At 63.0% G+C, this 19,488-nt stretch carries 18 protein-coding genes; 12 read left to right on the forward strand and 6 right to left on the reverse strand.

Annotated elements, in window-relative coordinates; genetic code table 11:
- Positions 1-212 precede the first annotated feature (212 nt).
- Positions 213-1,076, forward strand: coding sequence for a tryptophan 2,3-dioxygenase (locus tag ACDK93_RS04015; RefSeq protein ID WP_458072334.1), 864 nt, complete (start codon positions 213-215; stop codon positions 1,074-1,076).
- A gap of 56 nt (positions 1,077-1,132) precedes the next feature.
- On the opposite strand, the gene ACDK93_RS04020 is transcribed toward ACDK93_RS04015, so the two are convergent.
- Positions 1,133-1,636, reverse strand: a complete 504-nt coding sequence (locus tag ACDK93_RS04020) for a MarR family winged helix-turn-helix transcriptional regulator (protein ID WP_458071302.1) — start codon at positions 1,634-1,636, stop codon at positions 1,133-1,135.
- A gap of 192 nt (positions 1,637-1,828) precedes the next feature.
- Between ACDK93_RS04020 and hppD the strand changes: the two genes are divergently transcribed.
- Positions 1,829-2,923: a 4-hydroxyphenylpyruvate dioxygenase gene (hppD, locus tag ACDK93_RS04025; RefSeq protein ID WP_458071303.1), complete on the forward strand. Its 1,095-nt coding sequence runs from the start codon at positions 1,829-1,831 to the stop codon at positions 2,921-2,923.
- Positions 2,924-2,968: 45 nt separating this feature from the next.
- Here the strand turns inward: hppD and ACDK93_RS04030 are convergent, their stop codons facing one another.
- Entirely contained in the window at positions 2,969-3,364 is a 396-nt protein-coding gene (locus tag ACDK93_RS04030; protein ID WP_458071304.1) for a DUF5362 domain-containing protein, read from the reverse strand.
- A gap of 120 nt (positions 3,365-3,484) precedes the next feature.
- Between ACDK93_RS04030 and hmgA the strand changes: the two genes are divergently transcribed.
- The 3 genes from hmgA to tpx all read left to right on the forward strand — a co-directional run bounded on the left by hmgA (position 3,485) and on the right by tpx (position 6,475).
- Positions 3,485-4,849 carry a homogentisate 1,2-dioxygenase gene (gene hmgA / locus ACDK93_RS04035; protein WP_458071305.1) on the forward strand — a complete coding sequence of 455 codons (1,365 nt, stop codon included), beginning with the start codon at positions 3,485-3,487 and terminating at the stop codon, positions 4,847-4,849.
- Positions 4,850-4,878: 29 nt separating this feature from the next.
- A complete protein-coding gene (locus tag ACDK93_RS04040; protein WP_458071306.1) occupies positions 4,879-5,865 on the forward strand; it encodes a fumarylacetoacetate hydrolase family protein in 987 nt (328 codons plus the stop codon).
- Positions 5,866-5,974: 109 nt separating this feature from the next.
- Positions 5,975-6,475: a thiol peroxidase gene (gene tpx, locus ACDK93_RS04045; RefSeq protein WP_458071307.1), complete on the forward strand. Its 501-nt coding sequence runs from the start codon at positions 5,975-5,977 to the stop codon at positions 6,473-6,475.
- Between the two features lie 79 nt (positions 6,476-6,554).
- On the opposite strand, the gene gap is transcribed toward tpx, so the two are convergent.
- Complete coding sequence (gap, locus tag ACDK93_RS04050; protein WP_458071308.1) at positions 6,555-7,556, reverse strand: type I glyceraldehyde-3-phosphate dehydrogenase; 1,002 nt, start codon at positions 7,554-7,556, stop codon at positions 6,555-6,557.
- A 164-nt stretch (positions 7,557-7,720) separates the two neighbouring features.
- On the opposite strand from gap, the gene ACDK93_RS04055 reads away from it, so the two are divergent.
- From ACDK93_RS04055 to ACDK93_RS04070, 4 genes are all read left to right on the forward strand, one after another.
- A complete protein-coding gene (locus ACDK93_RS04055) occupies positions 7,721-8,590 on the forward strand; it encodes a S1/P1 nuclease (protein WP_458071309.1) in 870 nt (289 codons plus the stop codon).
- 165 nt (positions 8,591-8,755) lie between these two features.
- On the forward strand, positions 8,756-10,234 hold the full coding sequence (gene pyk / locus ACDK93_RS04060; protein WP_458071311.1) for a pyruvate kinase: 1,479 nt from the start codon (positions 8,756-8,758) through the stop codon (positions 10,232-10,234).
- A 103-nt stretch (positions 10,235-10,337) separates the two neighbouring features.
- A complete protein-coding gene (locus ACDK93_RS04065; protein WP_458071312.1) occupies positions 10,338-10,778 on the forward strand; it encodes an energy transducer TonB in 441 nt (146 codons plus the stop codon).
- A gap of 167 nt (positions 10,779-10,945) precedes the next feature.
- A complete protein-coding gene (locus tag ACDK93_RS04070; protein WP_458071313.1) occupies positions 10,946-11,953 on the forward strand; it encodes a class I fructose-bisphosphate aldolase in 1,008 nt (335 codons plus the stop codon).
- A 114-nt stretch (positions 11,954-12,067) separates the two neighbouring features.
- On the opposite strand, the gene ACDK93_RS04075 is transcribed toward ACDK93_RS04070, so the two are convergent.
- Together ACDK93_RS04075 and ACDK93_RS04080 are read right to left on the reverse strand one after the other, a co-directional pair.
- On the reverse strand, positions 12,068-12,748 hold the full coding sequence (locus ACDK93_RS04075) for an outer membrane protein (protein WP_458071314.1): 681 nt from the start codon (positions 12,746-12,748) through the stop codon (positions 12,068-12,070).
- Between the two features lie 332 nt (positions 12,749-13,080).
- Positions 13,081-13,803: an outer membrane protein gene (locus tag ACDK93_RS04080; RefSeq protein WP_458071315.1), complete on the reverse strand. Its 723-nt coding sequence runs from the start codon at positions 13,801-13,803 to the stop codon at positions 13,081-13,083.
- A 331-nt stretch (positions 13,804-14,134) separates the two neighbouring features.
- On the opposite strand from ACDK93_RS04080, the gene tkt reads away from it, so the two are divergent.
- Both tkt and ACDK93_RS04090 read left to right on the forward strand, forming a co-directional pair.
- Positions 14,135-16,129 (forward strand): transketolase, encoded by a 1,995-nt coding sequence (gene tkt / locus ACDK93_RS04085; protein WP_458071316.1) that lies wholly within the window; start codon positions 14,135-14,137, stop codon positions 16,127-16,129.
- 5 nt (positions 16,130-16,134) lie between these two features.
- On the forward strand, positions 16,135-17,301 hold the full coding sequence (locus tag ACDK93_RS04090; RefSeq protein WP_458071317.1) for a DegT/DnrJ/EryC1/StrS family aminotransferase: 1,167 nt from the start codon (positions 16,135-16,137) through the stop codon (positions 17,299-17,301).
- 82 nt (positions 17,302-17,383) lie between these two features.
- On the opposite strand, the gene ACDK93_RS04095 is transcribed toward ACDK93_RS04090, so the two are convergent.
- On the reverse strand, positions 17,384-18,562 hold the full coding sequence (locus ACDK93_RS04095) for a phosphoglycerate kinase (RefSeq protein WP_458071318.1): 1,179 nt from the start codon (positions 18,560-18,562) through the stop codon (positions 17,384-17,386).
- Between the two features lie 180 nt (positions 18,563-18,742).
- On the opposite strand from ACDK93_RS04095, the gene maiA reads away from it, so the two are divergent.
- Positions 18,743-19,417 carry a maleylacetoacetate isomerase gene (maiA, locus tag ACDK93_RS04100; RefSeq protein ID WP_458071319.1) on the forward strand — a complete coding sequence of 225 codons (675 nt, stop codon included), beginning with the start codon at positions 18,743-18,745 and terminating at the stop codon, positions 19,415-19,417.
- The last annotated feature ends 71 nt before the right edge of the window (positions 19,418-19,488 follow it).

A 19,488-nucleotide genomic window follows, 5' to 3' on the forward strand; every position in this document is an offset into this window, starting at 1 on the left:
CAAGACCGCGCTTGATAACAGGCCACCATGTTGCACTGCAAGGTTCAGCGCAGCAATGCGGCGGCGTATCGGGGCCGTTCCATCGACTCCCGAGTCGCCGTGAAGTTCGTCGAAAAGGGAAACGATTCAAGCCAGCCCGGGCTTCGCCGGATCGCATCAAGGTCTGGCGCTCGCGTAACCGCTAACATGACGGCTTTATAAAATGCGTCGATCTGTCCATGGCTGAAAACCAGCGCGATCTCGAAGCCGGCATCGAAACCGACCTCGACGGCAAGATGACCTACGGCGGCTATCTGCGTCTGGATCTACTGCTGGCGGCCCAGCAGCCGCTTAGCCAGCCGCCGCAACACGACGAGCTGCTGTTCATCGTGCAGCATCAGGTCAGCGAGCTGTGGATGAAGCTGATGATCCACGAACTGGGCTCGGCGATCGATTTTCTGCGGCGCGACCAGGTCTGGCAGACGCGCAAGGTGATCGCCCGCTGCAAGTCGGTACTGCGCCAGCTGACCGAGCAGTGGGCCGTGCTGGAAACGATGACTCCTTCGGAATATCTCGAATTCCGCTCGACGCTGGGACCTTCGTCTGGCTTCCAGTCCCTGCAGTATCGGGTGATGGAGTTCATGCTGGGCAACAAGAACGCCGCCATGCTCAAGGTGTTCGAACACGATCCGGACGGGCAGGCGGCCCTGCGTGAGGTGCTCGAGGCGCCCAGCCTGTACGACGAGTTTCTGCGCTATCTGTCCCGCTTCGACCATGCGATCCCGGCGAAACACCTCGAGCGCGACTGGGCCGAGCCGCACGCGTCCGATGCCGACCTGCTGCCGGTGTTCGAGCGCGTCTACGGCGATACCGACCGCTACTGGCGCGAGTACGCCCTGTGCGAGGACTTCGTCGATCTGGAAACGCAGTTTCAGCTGTGGCGCTTTCGCCACCTGCGCACGGTACAGCGGATCATCGGCTTCCGCCGCGGCACGGGCGGCTCGTCGGGTGTGTCGTTCCTGAAGAAGGCGCTGGAACTGGAGTTTTTTCCCGAGCTGTTCGAGGTGCGCACCACCTTGCAGCCCAAAGGGTTTTAATCGAGGGGGTTTGGCCCTAGCGCTGAGTCCCTGGCCAGTGTTTTTCGCCCGGCGCTTCAGCTCTGCAGCTTGTCCAGAATCCGGTTCAACCAGAGGCGCTCCTGCTCGTCGAGCTTGGCCAGCACCTCGCGCTCGCGCTGGCGAGCCATCGGCGCCACCACCTCGTGAATGGCCCAGCCCGCTTCGGTGAGATCGAGCACGGAGCGGCGCTTGTCGTTGTCGTGCGTATGCCGGCTGACTCGACCCGCGCCGACCAGCCGCGCCAGCGCCCGGCTCACCGCCACCTTGTCCATCGCGGTGCGCTCGGCCACTTCACGCGCCGACAGGCCGGCGAAGCGCGCCAGCACCGCCATCACGCGCCATTCGGTCACACCGATGTCGTAACGTTGCTGATAGTCGTCGGCGATGGCCTGACTCACCTTGTTGGAGAGAATGGAAAGCCGGTACGGCAGAAAATTCTCCAGCTCGATCGGCGCATGGCCACCGGGTTTTGCGGCGGACAGCGGCTTGCCCGCGGCGGCCTTGACGGATGCAGGTTTCGGGATCGGAGAGGCGGGCATGCTGCAATCGTCCTTGCAAATGGTTTCATATGTAACTATAAAGGAGCTTACGCAGATTTTTTGCGGAAGGCCGCGCATGCTTGCGTAGCTTTTCGCCATCATCCAACGGATAGCGGGAGAGCGCCACGAATGGCGTGATCCACGACATGAGGAGCTTGCCATGAATGGCGTCACCCACTTTAGGAGCTTGCCATGAACGCCCAGCCCAATCTTGGTATGCAGGTCACCACCTTCGACAACCCGATAGGTATCGACGGTTTCGAATTCGTCGAATTTGCCGCGCCCGCCGGCCGTGCGGCCGAGCTGCACACACTGTTCGGCAAAATGGGTTTCAGCGCGGTGCTCAAGCACACGTCGCGGCCGATCACCGTGTATCGCCAGAACGGCGTCAACTTTCTGCTCAACGAAGATCCGGACTCCTTCGCCGCGGACTTCGCCAACGCGCACGGCCCGTGCGCCTGCGGGTTCGCCATCCGCTTCAAGCACCCTGCGGCCGATGTGCTGAAAACCGTGCTTGGCAACGGCGGTGAGGAGATCACGCACAAGGCGGCCAGCAAGGCGGTTGATGCGCCGGTGGTCAAGGGTATCGGCGACTGCATGCTGTATCTGGTCGACCGCTACGGCAGCGCCGGCAGCATCTACGACGGCGACTACGCGCCCATCGTGGGCGCCGATCCGAACCCCAGCGGTTTCGGGCTCACCTTCATCGACCACCTCACGCACAACCTCTACTTCGGCAATATGCAGAAGTGGTCGGACTACTACGAGCGGCTGTTCAACTTCCGCGAGATTCGCTACTTCGACATCAAGGGCGTCAAGACCGGCCTGGTATCCAAAGCCATGACGGCTCCGGACGGCGTGGTGCGCATTCCGCTGAACGAGTCGAACGATCCGAAGTCGCAGATCAACGAATACCTCGACGCCTACAAGGGCGAAGGCATCCAGCACATCGCCTGCTTTACTGACGACATCTACGACACGGTGGAAAAGATGCGCGCGCAGGGTGTCGAGTTCCTGGATACCCCAGACACCTATTTCGACGTGATCGACCTGCGCGTGCCGAATCACGGCGAGGACGTGCCGCGCCTGCGCAAGAACAAGATCCTGATCGACGCCGACAAGGAAACCAAGCAGCGCAAGCTGTTGCAGATCTTCACCCAGAACAACATCGGCCCGATCTTTTTCGAGATCATCCAGCGCAAGGGCAACGAGGGCTTCGGCGAAGGCAATTTCCAGGCGCTGTTCGAGAGCATCGAGCGCGATCAGGAGCGGCGCGGCGTGCTGTGATCGCCGAGTCGGCAGAGCGGCCTGACCGCCCTACCGACCGCTGGATCAATGCGGAAACGTGCCGTGCTTGAACATTGCAAACATCATGGCGCCAAAGAAAAGAAAGTACAGCAGCATGATCACCATGCCCACGATATACAGCACGCCCTGAATCATGAAATAGGTTTTGAGTTTGCCCAGCGATTCCTTCATGGCAACGGCGTCGCCCGATCGCTGCGCTCGTTCGATGGCATCGGCGGCCTGCATGATCAGCACGCCAAGCCAGATGGGCAGCCATGCGACCAGAATGCCGATGATGCTGAGAGCAATAAACGCACCCTGGATGATGCTCATGACGCCGACAAACTTCATCCATCCCTTGCCGATCGACAGCGGCAGGGCAAGCTCGGAGACGTCGGTGGTACTGCCGCCATACGGCGGTGGCGTGGCTTGATATGACATGAATTTCCCCTGTGATGCCGCGCGTGTGGTGGCGGCGGACTTAAGTTAGCAGCAGTTGGACAGGTAAAAACACATCGTCGGCACGGCATGCTCGCGCATGCCTCTATCGCGGAGAGCGTCATGGATACGGGCAAGCCTTCTTCCTACCAGTCCGGCTTCGGCAACGAGTTTGCCTCCGAGGCGCTACCCGGCGCCCTGCCGGTCGGGCAGAACTCGCCGCAGCGCGTGGCGCACAGCCTGTATGCCGAGCAGCTGTCGGGTACCGCGTTTACCGCGCCGCGCCACGGCAATCGCCGCAGCTGGCTGTACCGCATTCGTCCGGCCGCTGTGCACGCGCCGTTTGCGCCGCTGCCGCATGCCACTTTCCATAATCGCTTCGATGAAGCACCCGCCACGCCGAACCAGCTGCGCTGGAATCCGCTGCCGTTGCCGGAATCGCCGACGGATTTTGTCGAAGGACTGGTCACGCTGGCGGGCAACGGCGGCGCGGACGAACAGGCGGGCGTGGGCATTTATGTCTATACGGCCAATCGTTCGATGCAAGGCCGCTTTTTCTACAGCGCCGATGGCGAACTGATGATCGTGCCGCAGCTTGGCAAGTTGCGCCTTGCGACCGAGCTTGGCGTGATCGAGATCGAGCCGCAGGAGATCGCGGTGATTCCGCGCGGCGTGCGTTTTCGCGTGGAGCTGCTGGATGCCGAGGCCGATGCCGATGCACAAGAAGGTGCGAGTGCGACGAGCGCAGGAAGTGCAGCAGTGGCCCGAGGTTACGTCTGCGAAAACTTCGGCGCCTTGCTTCGCCTGCCGGATCTCGGACCGATTGGCTCGAACGGCCTGGCCAACGCACGCGATTTTCTGACGCCGCACGCGGCGTACGAAGACGTCGATGGCGACTTCGAATTGATCGCCAAATTCCAGGGCGCGCTGTGGTCGGCGAAGATCGATCACTCCCCGCTGGACGTGGTCGCATGGCATGGCAACTACGCGCCGTACAAATACGACCTGCGCCGCTTCAATGCCATCGGCTCGATCAGCTTCGATCATCCCGATCCGTCGATCTTTACCGTGCTTACCTCGCCAAGCGATACCGCGGGCACGGCAAACATGGACTTCGCAATCTTCCCGCCGCGCTGGCTGGTGGCGCAGCACACGTTCCGCCCGCCGTGGTTCCATCGCAACGTGGCCAGCGAATTCATGGGCCTGATCGCCGGCGTCTACGATGCCAAGGCGGAAGGGTTTGTGCCCGGCGGCGCGTCGCTGCATAACTGCATGAGCGGCCACGGCCCGGATGCGGCCACGTTTGAAAAAGCGTCGACGGCGGATTTGTCCAAGCCGAACGTGATCGAAGGCACCATGGCTTTCATGTTCGAGACGCGCAAGGTCATCCGCCCGACCAGGCAGGCGCTGGATTCGCCGCAGCTGCAGGGCAACTATTACGAATGCTGGCAGGGCATCGCCAAGCATTTCGATCCGACTCAGGCGTAAGCCGCGAACCATTAGCGAGAGAGAGCAAGATGAAGCTGGGAAGTCTCAAGGAAGGCGGTCGCGACGGCACGCTGATCGTTGTCAGCCGTGACCTGACCAAAGCCGTCAAAGCGGCCGGCATCGCCAACACGCTGCAGGCCGCGCTCGATGACTGGTCGAATAGCGCGCCGCGACTCAACGCGCTGTACGAGCAGCTCAACGGTGGCGAAGCCAGCGGCAGTTTTGTGCTCGACATGAGCCTGCTGGCATCGCCGCTGCCGCGCGCCTACGAGTTTGTCGACGGAAGCGCCTACCTGCCGCACGTCGAGCGCGTGCGCAAGGCGCGCGGTGCCGAGGTGCCGGCAAGCTTCTACACCGACCCGCTGATGTATCAGGCGACCAGCGCGGGCTTTCTCGGGCCACGCGATCCGGTGATCGTGCCCAGCGAGGAGTACGGCATCGATCTGGAGGCCGAAGTCATCGTGGTGACCGACGATGTGCCGATGGCGCCGACTGTGGCACAGGCCTCCGAACATATTCAGCTGATCGGTCTGGTCAACGACGTCAGCCTGCGCGGACTGATTCCTGGCGAGCTGGCCAAAGGCTTCGGCTTCCTGCAGAGCAAACCGCGCTCGGCGCTGTCGCCGGTGCTGGTCACGCCCGATGAACTTGGCGATGCCTGGCAGGACGACAAGCTGCACCTGCCCATGCGCACGTGGTTGAACGGTGCGTGGTTTGGCGAGGCCGAGTGCGGCGTCGACATGCAGTTCAGCTTTTCCGAGCTGGTGGCGCACGCGGCAAAAACCCGGCCGCTGACCGCCGGCACCATCGTCGGCTCGGGCACCATCGCCAACAAGGACACCAGCAAAGGCGCCTCCTGCCTGGCCGAGCAGCGTACCGTGGAAATGCTGCGCGACGGCGAAGCAAAAACCCCTTTTCTGAAGTTCGGTGACAGCCTGCGGATCGATGTTACCGATGCGGAAGGTGCGAGCATCTTCGGCGCCATCGAGCAGCGTATCGCGCCGCTGAAATCATGATGCGGTCGAACTGGCCCAGCGCGCGGCGGTCGGGATAGGCGCGCGTCGGGCCGACGCGGTATCGTGACGGCCCCTTTCCCTTCGTTCTCCATCGCACAAGGAAAACCTCATGTCCCAAGTGACTCTCCGCGGCAACCCTATCAAGGTCGACGGCACCTTTCCCTCCACCGGCAGCAAGGCGCCGGCGTTTAAGCTGGTTGGCAAGGACCTCGCCGACGTCACGCTGGCCAACTTCAGCGGCAAGCGCAAGGTGCTGAATATTTTTCCCAGCGTCGATACGCCCACCTGCGCCGCGTCGGTGCGTCATTTCAACGAATCCGCCAGCCAGCTCGACAACACCGTTGTGCTGTGCATTTCGGCGGACCTGCCGTTCGCCCAGGCGCGCTTCTGCGGTGCCGAAGGCCTGGACAACGTGGTAACGCTGTCCACGCTGCGCGGGCACGAGTTCATCAAGGACTACGGCGTCGCCCTCGCGGAGGGTCCGTTTGCCGGCCTGACCGCGCGCGCGGTTGTGGTGCTGGATGAGCAGGACAAAGTGATCCACACCGAGCTGGTCGGCGAGATCGCCAATGAGCCCAATTACGATGCCGTGCTAGCCGCACTGAAGTAATCGCAATCCCTACGCACGTCGTCAGTCCAAGAAAAAAGCGCCGCAAGGGCGCTTTTTTCTTCGTCAAAATAAAGTCGGCTTACTTGGCGACCACGCGCACCATTTCCAGGCACTTGTTCGAATAGCCCCACTCGTTGTCGTACCAGGACACCAGCTTGACGAAGGTCGAGTCCAGCGCGATGCCGGCGTTGGCGTCGAACACCGAGGTGCGGGTTTCGCCGCGGAAATCGGTAGCGACCACGGCGTCTTCGGTATAGCCCAGCACACCCTTCAACGCACCTTCGCTCTGCGCCTTCATTTCGGCGCAGATCTCGGCGTAGGTGGCCGGCTTTTCCAGCTCGCAGGTCAGGTCGACCACGGAAACGTCCGAGGTCGGCACGCGGAAGCTCATGCCGGTGAGCTTCTTGTTGAGCTCCGGAATCACCACACCCACGGCCTTGGCCGCGCCGGTGGACGAAGGAATGATGTTTTCCAGGATGCCGCGGCCGCCGCGCCAGTCCTTCGAGGATGGGCCGTCGACGGTTTTCTGGGTGGCCGTAGTGGCGTGCACCGTGGTCATCAGGCCGCGCTTGATGCCCCACTTGTCGTTGATCACCTTGGCCAGCGGGGCCAGGCAGTTGGTGGTGCACGACGCGTTGGAGATGATCGCCTCGCCCTTGTAGCTCTTGTCGTTGACGCCGTAGACGAACATCGGCGTATCGTCTTTCGAGGGCGCTGACAGGATCACCTTCTTGGCGCCGGCGTCGATATGCTTCTGCGCGCCTTCCTTGGTCAGAAAGATGCCGGTGGATTCGATCACCACCTCGGCGCCGACTTCGTCCCACTTCAGTGCGGCCGGGTCGCGCTCGGCGGTGAGGCGGATCTTCTTGCCGTTGATCACCAGCGTGGTGCCGTCGACCGACACGTCGCCCTTGAAGCGGCCGTGTACGGAGTCGTACTGCAGCATGTACGCCAGGTAGTCCGGTTCCAGCAGATCGTTGATGGCGACGATCTCGATGTCGTTGCCGAAGTTCTGCACGGCGGCGCGCAGTACGTTGCGGCCGATGCGGCCGAAGCCGTTGATGCCTACCTTGATCGTCATGGCTGGAAACTCCCGCGCGCAGCGCAGCTCGTTGAATGAACTTCGGATTCTAACAGGGCACGCGGGTGCGGCCACCTGCTCGTCGAAAGAAGCGGCCGGTCGAGAGCTGTCATGCCGCTGTGGCAGACTTGCCGGCTTGTCTGTCTCCAGCGTGGCCCACCTTCATGAATCTGCGTTCGAATTGCTTTGCCGTTGCTGCCTGCGCGGGTCTGCTCGGCCTGGCCACGCCATTGGCGATGTCCTGGGGCCCCGAAGGGCATGCCATCGTGGCGGATATTGCCCAGGCGCATCTGGACCCGGCGGCGGCGAGCGAGGTGGCCTCGTTGCTGACGCTGGAAGGGCTCGATCGCCTGGATCAGATTTCTTCGTGGGCCGACGGCAACCGCAAGGAGTTTCCGGATACCGGCAGCTGGCACTACGTCGATATTCCGCTCAAGGCGAGTGGATATGACGCGGGCCGCGACTGCGCACGGGGCGACTGCGTGGTGGTCAAGCTCGACGAAAACATTCACGTGCTGGCCGACAAATCGGCCTCGCCGCAGGCGCGGCTGATGGCACTGAAGTGGGTTGTCCACCTGATTGGTGACATTCATCAGCCGCTGCACGCCGAGGACAACGACGACAAGGGCGGCAATACCGTGCAGGCCCAGTTTTTCGGCAAGGGCACCAACCTTCACTCCATCTGGGATGGCGGCATTCTGCGGCACGCGCTGAGCCTGCAGCCGGGCCCCAATTACACGTTCGATCGTGCGGCCGTTCAGGCCGATGCGATGACCCTGGATGCGGCCATCACGTCGGCACAGCGTGCGAGCTGGGCAACGCACAATCTGCTGCCGCAGATGGCTGACGCCTCGATTGTGTGGGCCGACGAATCGCATACGTTGGCCAGGGATGTGGCCTATGCGGATATCACCAGGCCATCGGGCGATGCGTGGTCGCAGCGCTATCAGCAAAAGGCGTGGCCGGTGGTTCAGACCCGCTTGGAGCAGGGCGGTGTGCGCCTGGCCGAGGTGTTGAACGAGGCGCTGGATTGATTGAGAGACACTCATTGTCACTTGACGAGTGCCGAGTCGCGGGAAGGAGAGCCTCCTGACGCCCGCTGATATTTTTTATCACTCGCCTTTATGAAAAGCCGCGGAAAGCCCAGCTAGCGGCACTGCATCGTGGTAACGCTGCACCGAAATTGCTAAGTTGTTCCGATGACCAACGAACTCATCCAGACACGCCGCACCAAGATCGTCGCCACCCTTGGCCCTGCCACCGATGTACCGGGCATGCTCGAACGCATCATCAGCGAGGGTGTCGATGTGGTCCGCCTCAACCTCTCGCACGGCCAGCCGGACGATCATCGCGCGCGCGCCGTCGCGGTGCGCGAAGCGGCGGCGAAAGTGGGCAGGGAAGTCGGCATTCTGGCCGACCTGCAGGGTCCGAAAATCCGCATCGAGCGCTTTGCCAACGGCCCGATCGAGCTGCAGACGGGCGCGGCTTTCGTGCTTGAATGCCGGCCGGACGCGGCTCCCGGCACGATCGACCACGTCGGCGTCAGCTATTACGGTCTGCCGCACGACGTGCATGCCGGCGACGTGCTGCTGCTGGACGACGGTCTGGTTGCGCTGGACGTTATGAGCGTGCAGGGCGCCGATATTCACTGCGTCGTGCAGATTGCCGGCAAGCTGTCCGACCGCAAGGGCCTCAACCGCCAGGGGGGCGGGCTGTCGGTGGAGGCGCTGTCGGACAAGGATCGCAACGACATCAAGCTCGCGGCCGAGATCGGCGCCGATTTTCTGGCCGTGTCGTTCGTGCGTTCCGCGGCGGACATGAATCAGGCCCGTCAGCTGCTGCATGAAGCTGGCGGTAACGCTGCCCTAGTGGCAAAAATCGAGCGGGCCGACGCGATTCCCGTGCTCGGCGAAATCATCGACGCCTCCGATGTGGTGATGGTGGCGCGCGGCGATCTGGGCGTGGAAATCGGCGATGCCGAGTTGCCCGGTCTGCAGAAAAAAATCATTCGTGAATCGGTGGAGCGCAATCGTGCGGTGATCACGGCCACGCAGATGCTGCAATCGATGGTGCGTTCGCCGATCCCCACGCGTGCCGAGGTGCTCGACGTGGCCAACGCGGTCATCGACGGTACCGACGCCGTGATGCTGTCGGAGGAGACGGCCGCGGGCGCGCATCCGGACAAGGCCGTGGCGGCCATGCGCCGCATCTGCCTCGGTGCCGAACGCCAGTTCGAGCCGAAAGACGACCTGACCGATCGCCAGCATCGCCAGATCGAGCGCACCGATCAGGCGATCGCCCTGGCGGCAATGCTGCTGGCCAGCGAGCTGGGCGTGCGCGCCATCGTGGCGCTGACCGAAACCGGCGCGACGGCGCAGTGGCTGTCGCGCTACCGCAGCGCGGTGCCGATCTACGCGCTGTCGCCGTTCGATGACGCGCGCCGCCGCATGCTGATGCTGCGCGACGTGCAGCCCGTCGCGTTCAACCATGTCGGTCTCACCAGCGCTTCGGCGGCGCGCGCCGCCGTGCAGCAGCTGTTCGTCGAGGGCAAGCTCAGCGAGGGCGATCGGGTGGTGCTTACCCATGGCGACCACGTCGGTCGTGGCGGCGGTACCAACACGCTGAAGCTGCTCTCGGTGGGTGCCGAGGGCATGGTGGAGAGCCTGCGCGATCTTTGATGAATGGTGCGTGCGATCTGTTTTCGGCGGCTGCGCCAGCCGTCGAAGACGCGACTACACTTCTGACATACGCTTGCCTTGCGCCCAATCAGGAGAGATCGCCATGAAATCGATAGTCCGCCCCTTTTGCCAGGCTCTTTTGTTGGCGCTTGCGATCGGCTGCGTCGCACCCGCGATGGCGCAGGCGCGCAGGCTGGATCCGGATCACCTCGCGCACGACTGGATTCTGCTCAACACCAACGTGCAGATGAATACGCCCAACAGCGGCCTGAATCTGGACAAGCCAGGCTGCGTCGCGGTGACCTACACCGTCGGTTCGGGTGGCGTGCCGATGAATGTGAAGGTGGCCAAGGTCGTGCCGAAGAGCGACCTCGGTCCGGCAGCAGCCAGCGCGGTGACCAATTTCCGCTACGGCCCGTCGCTGACCAACCGCCAGGGCGATCCGGTCGATACCTACTATGTCGTGGCGTTCAATTCGCCCGAGGACAAGGCCAAGCGCCAGGCCCTGACGGACGCCTGCAAGCTGCCCGGTTACGGCCAGTAATCGACCCATCGGTCTGCCCGAGAGCCGTTCCCGGCGCTGCGGACGGGCCGTCGCCGGCCCGTTTCGCCAATCTGGCCTATAATTGACGTTTTGAATCACGCCGCTTCGATTCCGAGGCGGCTGTCTTTTTTTGCGGTCCCGCATCGCCTTCGCACTACGGAGTCAGCATGAGTATTGAAGATCTCGAAAGCATCGCCCTGGCAATGGTCGCGCCCGGCAAGGGCATTATCGCCATCGACGAGTCGACCAACACGATCGCCAAACGCTTCGACGCCGTGGGCATCGAAAATACTGAGGAAAATCGTCGCGCTTACCGCGAGCTTCTGCTCACCACGCCCGGCCTTTCCGAGCATATTTCCGGCGCGATCCTGTACGACGAAACGATCCGCCAGTCGACCAAGGACGGCGTGCCGTTCACCCAGATCATGAAGAAGGCCGGCATCATTCCCGGCATCAAGGTCGACAAGGGCCCGCAGCCGCTGGCCGGTTTCCCGGGTGATGTGGTGACCGAAGGCATCGATGGCCTGCGCGAGCGCCTGCAGGAATACGCCAAGCTGGGCGCGCAGTTTGCCAAGTGGCGCGCCGTGATCAACATCAGCGAAGACAACCCCAGCTCCACCGCGATCGAGGCCAACTGCCACGTGCTGGCGCGCTACGCGGCGCTGTGCCAGGAAGCCGGCATCGTGCCGATGGTCGAGCCCGAAGTGATCATGGATGGCGACCACAGCATCGAAGTGAGCTACGAAGTGCACGAGGCGGTGCTGCGTAGCCTGTTCAACGCGCTGTACGAGCAGAACGTGATGCTGGAAGGCACCATTCTGAAAGTCAGCATGGTCATCCCGGGCAAGGCATCGGACGAGCAGGTCGATGTCGAGGAAGTGGCCGAAGCCACCGTGCGCGTGCTGAAAACCACCGTGCCAGCCTCGCTGCCGGGCATCGTGTTTCTCTCCGGCGGTCAGACCGACGAGCAGTCTACGGCGCACCTCAATGCGATGAACCGCATCGGTCCGCACCCGTGGCCGCTGTCGTTCTCGTACGGTCGCGCCATGCAGCAGGCGGCGCTGAAGCTGTGGGCCAAGGACATGAAGGCGAATTACGCCGAAGCGCAGAAGACCGTGCATGCACGTGCGCGCGATAACGGCCAGGCCGCGCTGGGCCAGTGGCACGCCAGGTAAGGGCGGTTTCTTGTAGAACGGCACAAAAAACGGGCGCCCTGGGCGCCCGTTTTTCTTTACTGCCCTATCGAAAAGCGCGTCGACGGATATTCGACGCGCAGCTGCGGGGTTTCTTCAGAAACGATACTCGGCACTCGCCGTCAGCGTGTTGGTGTCTAGGCCTACGCGCGTGCCGGCGAACTGGCCATGGGTCAGGCTGGGATCGCGGTTGACGCCGTAGTAGGTGTAGTTGACGCCTACCGACCAGTGCTGGTTGATGTCCCAGCCCGTGCCTAGGCCGGCGTAGTAGCCGATGTTGTTGGAAAAGCTGCGACGTACCGGGAACTGCGTATCTTCCGACAACGCCGAACCGTGCGCGTCGAACACGCCGCCACGAAGGTTGATGTACCACGCCTGCGTGAGGTTCAGACGCATCGCGCCACCCAGCGTGGCGCCACGCAGGTTGGAGCGCGCGTCACCGATGCTGCCACCGTTGGCCAGATAGTTCTGGTTGACGCCGGACTTGGCGTCGAACTTGCCGAGATACACATAGCCCAGTTCGGCACCGATCGACATGTCGGGGCTCACGGCCCAGCGATAGCCGCCGGTCAGTGCGCCCGCATAATTGGCCTTGCGGTAAGTCTGATTGTCGTTGGCGCGACTGGCGCCGAGGTCACCGTCGATATACCAGCCGGAATGCGACTTCCAGCCAGCCTGTGTGCTGCTGCTGTCGGTGGAAGCGTCTTGTGCAAAGGCGGCAGGGATGGCGAGAACGCCGGCTGTGGCGAGTGCAATAGCAAACAGTGTTTTTTTCATGGGGGCGTACTCCTAACTTTTTTTAGTTCATCTGCGATGCCGGGGGTTCGGTTGAGCACAGACGTCGCACCTGCTCGGGGCGGTGCTGGTGCATTAGATGGGAATGCACCAGATGAGTTTCAATACCGTTAAGTACAGAATTAAGCAGGCGTTAATGTCAATATTTTTTAAGGCCTTGCCACGCCTTTTTTGTGTGCCCTGTGTGGTGTGTCAAAACCGGGCCAGCCCTGTGCACGGGCCTGCTTCGCCATGACGGGCCCCGGCAAAACCGGGCCAAAAAAACGGGCGCCAGAGGCGCCCGTTGTGTCGTTCCGTCGATTTAGACGTGCAGATCAGAATCGGTATTCAGCATCCAGCGACACGATGCCGGTGCTGCGACGGACCGCGAAATCCGAGTTGGTTGGCGTATCGTGAACGTTGCCGGCCGACACGTGGTAATAGTCATACTTCACGCCAATACCGAAGTGCTCGTTGACATCCCAGCCCGTGCCCAGACCAGCGTAGAAGCCGCCGCGGTCGCCGCCATGGAAAAGATCCTGGCTGACCGTGTCGTTATAGGCGCCGCCGTCGTTGTTGGCATGGAAGTAACCGCCATGAGCGCTGATGTACCACTGCGGCAGCAAGTTGATGCGACCGTTTGCGCCAACCAGCCAACCACGCAGCGCATTTTCGCGGTGGCTCTGGTTGACCGCACCATTGTTGTCGCCGATGTTGCTCAGCTTGTAATTGCCCAGATCGGTGTAGCCGGCTTCCAGGCCCAGACCGAGGTCCGGTCCAACCTTCCAGCGGTAACCGCCAAGCGCGCCGTAACCGGTGCGGCGACCGTTCTTGTTGCTGAACAGGCTGCCCGAGCCGTTGCTGAAGCCGCTGCCGAAGTCGCTGTTCTTGCTGTAGCCATCGGTGCGACCGGCGCTGAGGTCGATGAACCAGTTGCCGGTGCCGACTGCCTGGCTTGACTGGTAGTTGCCGGTAGCCGGTGCGGCGTCCTGTGCAAAGGCCGGAGCAGCAACCATGCCGGTCGTAACGAGGGCGAGGGCGAGTAGGGTCTTTTTCATGGGGAACTCCTTTCTTGAATTCTTATATTTGGTTTTGGGCAACAGTCCGTCGGGCGCCTGGGGATGCGATCGACAGCGGTGCGCGGGAATCGCACAACACGCATTTAACACTTGGAAGTCTGAAGCCAAGCGGTATTCGATTTTGAGAAATTAAGGGCGAGTTAATTCGCGGATTTTTTGCTGTTACGCAACAATGGCGTTGTGCAGCGGGCGTGACGAGGGGATTGGGGCGCCTTCAAAACGAGGAAACTCCCCGGCGGAGGGGGTTGGCGACAGCGAATGGCTGATCGGCGACAATTCGTTTTTTGCCGAGCCCTCTGGAGACCTGCCGATGACTACCCGACGCGAACTGGCCAATGCCGTGCGTGCCCTTGCCATGGATGCCGTGGAGGCCGCCAATTCCGGCCATCCAGGTATGCCGATGGGTATGGCCGATATCGCCGAGGTGCTCTGGAACGATTTCCTGCAGTTCAATCCCGGCAACCCGAAGTGGGCCAATCGCGATCGCTTCGTGCTCTCCAACGGCCATGGCTCGATGTTGCAGTACGCGCTCCTGCACCTGACCGGGTTCGATCTGCCGATCGATCAGCTCAAGCGGTTTCGTCAGCTGCATTCGCACACGGCTGGTCATCCCGAGTACAACGAGACACCCGGCGTGGAAACCACGACCGGGCCGCTCGGACAGGGCCTGGCCAACGCGGTGGGTTTCGCCCTGGCGGAGAAAGCGCTGGCCGCGCACTTCAACCGTCCGGAGCATCCGGTCGTTGACCATCACACCTATGTGTTCCTCGGCGATGGCTGCCTGATGGAAGGTATTTCCCACGAGGCGGCATCTCTGGCCGGCACCTGGAAACTCGGCAAGCTGGTGGCGGTGTATGACGACAACGGCATCTCGATCGATGGCGAGGTGCACGGCTGGTTTACTGACGACACGGCGGCGCGCTTCGAGTCCTATGGCTGGAACGTGATCCGCCACGTCGATGGTCACGACGCCGAGGCGATCAGGCAAGCGCTGGCCCAGGCCACCGCCCAGCACGACAAGCCCACCCTGATCTGCTGCAAGACGATCATCGGCTTCGGCGCCCCGAACAAACAGGGCAAGGAAGAGAGCCACGGCGCCGCGCTGGGCAAGAGCGAGATCGCCGCGGCCCGCGAGCAGCTCGACTGGCATTACGCGCCGTTCGAGATTCCCGCCGACATTTATGCCGGCTGGAACGCGAAAGAGGCTGGCGCCAAGCGCGAGCAGGAATGGAGCGCGATGTTCGACGCCTATGCCGCGGCGTATCCCGAGCTGGCCACCGAGCTGAAACGCCGCCTCGCCGGCACGCTGCCAGCCGACTGGGCAAAAAAATCGACGGCCTATGTCGCCAAGATGCAGAGCGAAGGCCCGGAAGTTGCCTCGCGCAAGGCCTCGCAGATGGCGCTGGATGCGTTCGGTCCGCTGCTGCCGGAGCTGCTTGGCGGTTCGGCCGACCTGGCCGGCTCCAACCTGACCAAGTGGAAGGGCAGCATCGACATCAGCGAAAAGGACGGCAACTACGTGCACTATGGCGTGCGCGAGTTCGGCATGACGGCGATCGCCAACGGCGTGGCGCTGCACGGCGGCTTCATTCCGTACGACGCCACGTTCCTGGTGTTTTCCGACTATGCGCGCAACGCCGTGCGCATGAGCGCGCTGATTCCGGCGCACAACATCCATGTCTACACGCACGACTCGATCGGTTTGGGTGAAGACGGCCCGACCCATCAGCCGATCGAGCACATGGCCAGCCTGCGCTACATCCCCAACAACCACCTGTGGCGCCCTTGCGACGCGGTGGAATCGGCGATGTGCTGGAAGCTGGCGATCGAGCGCGCCGGTGCGCCGAGCTGCCTAGTTTTTTCGCGGCAGACGCTCAAGCATCAGCAGCGCAGCGAGCAGCAGGTCGCCGACATTGCGCGCGGCGGCTATGTGCTGTCCGATCCGCTGGATACCAAGTTCAAGGCGATCATCATCGCCACGGGTTCCGAGGTGGAGCTGGCGATGGAAGCGATGCGCTCGCTGGCGCAGCAGGGCGTGCCCGTGCGCGTGGTGTCGATGCCGTGCGCCGAAGTCTTCGACGCACAGCCGCTGGAATACCGCGAAGGCGTGCTGCCCGGCTGGTGCCGCGCGCGCGTCGCTGTGGAAGCGGGCATCACCGACTACTGGCGCAAGTACGTCGGCCTCGACGGCGACGTCATCGGCATGACCACGTTCGGCGCCTCCGCACCCGCCGCACAGCTCTATGAGTACTTCGGCATCACCACGCCCAAGGTCATTGACGCGGTGAAGCGGGTCCTCGGCTGAGCTCGATGAGCCAACCGGCCAACGAGCCTTTCCTGATCTTCGGCGCGCCGAAGATCGGTGAAGAGGAAATCGCCGAGGTCGAGGCCTGCATGCGCTCGGGCTGGCTCGGCACCGGGCCGCGCGTCGCCCGGCTGGAAAAGGATTTCGCGGCCTACCGGCGCGTGCAGCCCAGCCGGGTCGCCGCGGTCAATTCGTGTACGGCAGCCCTGCACGTGAGCATGGTGGCCGCGTCGCTCGAGCCCGGCGCCGAGGTCATCACGACACCGTTGACCTTTTGCGCCACGGTGAACGCAATTCTGCATGCAGGCCTGTCGCCGGTGATGGCCGATGTCGCCCCGCTTACGCAAAACATCGATCCGGCCGCGATCGAGGCGGCGATCACGCCGCGCACGCGGGCGATCGTGCCGGTGCATTTCGCCGGCCGGCCGTGCGACATGGACGCGATCATGGCGATTGCCGCCAAGCACGATCTGGTGGTGATCGAGGACTGCGCGCACGCGATCGAGAGCGAGTATCACGGTCAACCCACGGGCACCTTCGGCGACTTCGGCTGCTTCAGTTTTTACGTCACCAAGAACGTGACCACCGGCGAAGGCGGCATGATTCTGGGGCGTGACGAGGAGCGCATTGCGCGCGCCCGCATTCTCGCCCTGCACGGCATGAGCAAGGACGCGTGGCACCGTTTCGGCGATGCCGGCTACAAGCATTACCAGGTCGTCGAGTGCGGCTTCAAATACAACATGATGGATCTGCAGGCGGCGATTGGCCTGCATCAGATGGCCAAGGTCGATACGCACTGGCAGCGTCGGCGCGAGATATGGGCGTTCTATCAGAAGGCGCTGGCGGACCTTCCGCTGGAACTGCCGGTCGAGCCCGAGGTCGACACGCGCCACGGTTTCCATCTGTACACCGTGATGATCGACGCCGTACGCTGCGGGGTGACGCGCGATGCCTTTCTCGATGCGATGAACGACGCAGGCATCGGCACCGGCGTGCACTATCTGTCGGTGCCGGAGCATCCTTATTACCAGCAGCGTTTCGGCTGGCGCCCCGAACAGTGGCCGCATGCGATGCGGCTGGGTCGGCAGACGGTCAGCCTTCCGCTATCGCCGGCGTTGACTGATGACGACCTCGAGCGCGTGGTGGCTGCAGTGCGGAGCATCGTCGGCTGACACTTTCTTTTAATTGGAGTTGCCGCACAGCCGCTGCGGGGAACTCAAAGGCACGCCCCGCTGCTGGTGAGTCGCATTGCTTTTAGTTCGCCCGCGCCTTCAGCGCCGTGACCGCCGGCAATTCCTTGCCTTCGAGAAATTCCAGGAACGCGCCGCCGCCGGTCGAGATATACGACACATCCTTGGCGATGCCGTATTTCTCCACGGCAGCCAGCGTGTCGCCACCGCCGGCAATCGAAAACGCCTTGGACGCGGCGATCGCACGCGCCAGCATTTCGGTGCCCTTGCCGAAGGCGTCGTACTCGAACACGCCGACCGGGCCATTCCAGACCACCGTACCGGCCTTCGCGATCAATTCGGCGTAGCTCGCTGCGGTTTCCGGCCCGATATCGAGGATCATCTCGTCGTCCTTGACCTCATGAATCGCCCTGACGGTGGCCGTGGCGTTGGCCGAAAACTCCGTCGCCACGACCACGTCGACCGGCATCGGCAGATCGACCTTGCGGCGCTTCGCATCGGCGATGACTTTCTTGGCTGCATCGATCAGCGCCGGTTCGCACAGCGAATTGCCGATCGAGTGGCCCAGCGCGGCGATGAAAGTGTTGGCGATGCCGCCGCCGACGATCAGCTGATCGACCTTGCCGATCAGGTTTTCCAGCAAGGTCAGCTTGGTCGACACCTTGGAGCCGGCGACGATCGCCAGCAGCGGGTGCGCCGGATGTTCCAGCGCCTTGCCCAGTGCGTCGAGCTCGGCGCACAGCAGCGGGCCGGCGGCCGCGACGGGCGCGAACCTGATCACGCCGTGTGTGGAGGCCTGCGCGCGATGCGCGGTGCCAAAGGCGTCCATGACGAAAATGTCGCACAGGGCTGCGTAGCGTTTGGCCAGCGCCTCGTCGTCCTTTCCTTCGCCGACATTCATACGGCAATTTTCCAGCAGCACCACTTCGCCGGCGGCGACCTCGACGCCGTCGAGATAATCGGCGACCAGCCTTACCTCGCTGCCGAGCTTCTTGCCGAGCCATTCGGCGACGGGGGCGAGCGAGGATTCGGCATCGAAGCGGCCTTCCTTCGGTCGTCCCAGATGCGACAGCACCATCACGCGCGCGCCGGCATCGCGCGCCGCCACGATCGTCGGCAGCGAGCTTTCCAGGCGCTGGGTGGAGGTCATATGGCCGTGGTCGTCGATCGGCACATTCAGATCTTCGCGAATCAGCACGCGCTGGTCGCGCAAATCAAGGTCGCTCATGCGAATAACGGACACGGCGTCACTCCGGTGAAGTTGAGGGCAGGTTGGAAAGTCGGCACTGAACGGCCGTTCAGCCGGCTATTGTCGGCCGCCGCGGAAGTCGATGCAAACCGGCACCACGCCCGCCTTGCCCGAAACAGCGCTTTATGGTTGCCCGCGCCTCGCTAAACTGGGATTTTCGACGGACGGACAGCTATGACGACGATGGGTTTCGTGCTTTACGACTACTGGCGCTCCAGCGCGGCCTATCGCGTGCGTATTGCGCTGAACCTGAAAGGGCTGAGCTACGCGTCGCGTCCGGTGCATCTGGTCCGTGACGGCGGTGAGCAGCATGCGGCCGAATACCAGGCGATCAATCCCGCCCGGCTGGTTCCGTCGCTGATCGACGGCGAGCGGGTCATCACGCAGTCGCTCGCGATCATGGAATACCTGGACGAGACCCATCCCGAGCCGGCGCTGTTGCCGGCCGATGCGCGGGGTAGGGCGCGGGTGCGCTCGCTGGCCATGACGGTGGCCAGCGACGCCCATCCGATCGGTAACCTGCGCGTTCTGCAGTACCTGCAGTCGACCTTTGAGGCCGACGAGCTGCAGCGGGCGGAGTGGTCGCGGCACTGGATCGCCGTGAGCTTCAGCGCGCTCGAGGCCATGCTGGCGGACAACGCGGCGACCGGTCGTTATTGCCATGGCGATGTGCCCGGCATGGCCGACGCCTGCCTGGTGCCGCAGTTCTACAACGCGCTGCGCTGGAAGCTGTCGCTGGAACCGTACCCGACGCTGCGGCGAATCTGCGAGGAGTGCAGCGCGCTGGAGGCGTTTCAGCTGGCGGCACCGGAAGCGCAGCCGGATGCGCCGGCGACGTCACCTGTCTAACGGGTGCGGGCGACGGCGCCCACCTACCGGTGCGCCGTCGACGCGGTAAACCGTGCCCTGCGGCCAAGCGC

The organism is Rhodanobacter sp. BL-MT-08 (genome assembly GCF_054161255.1).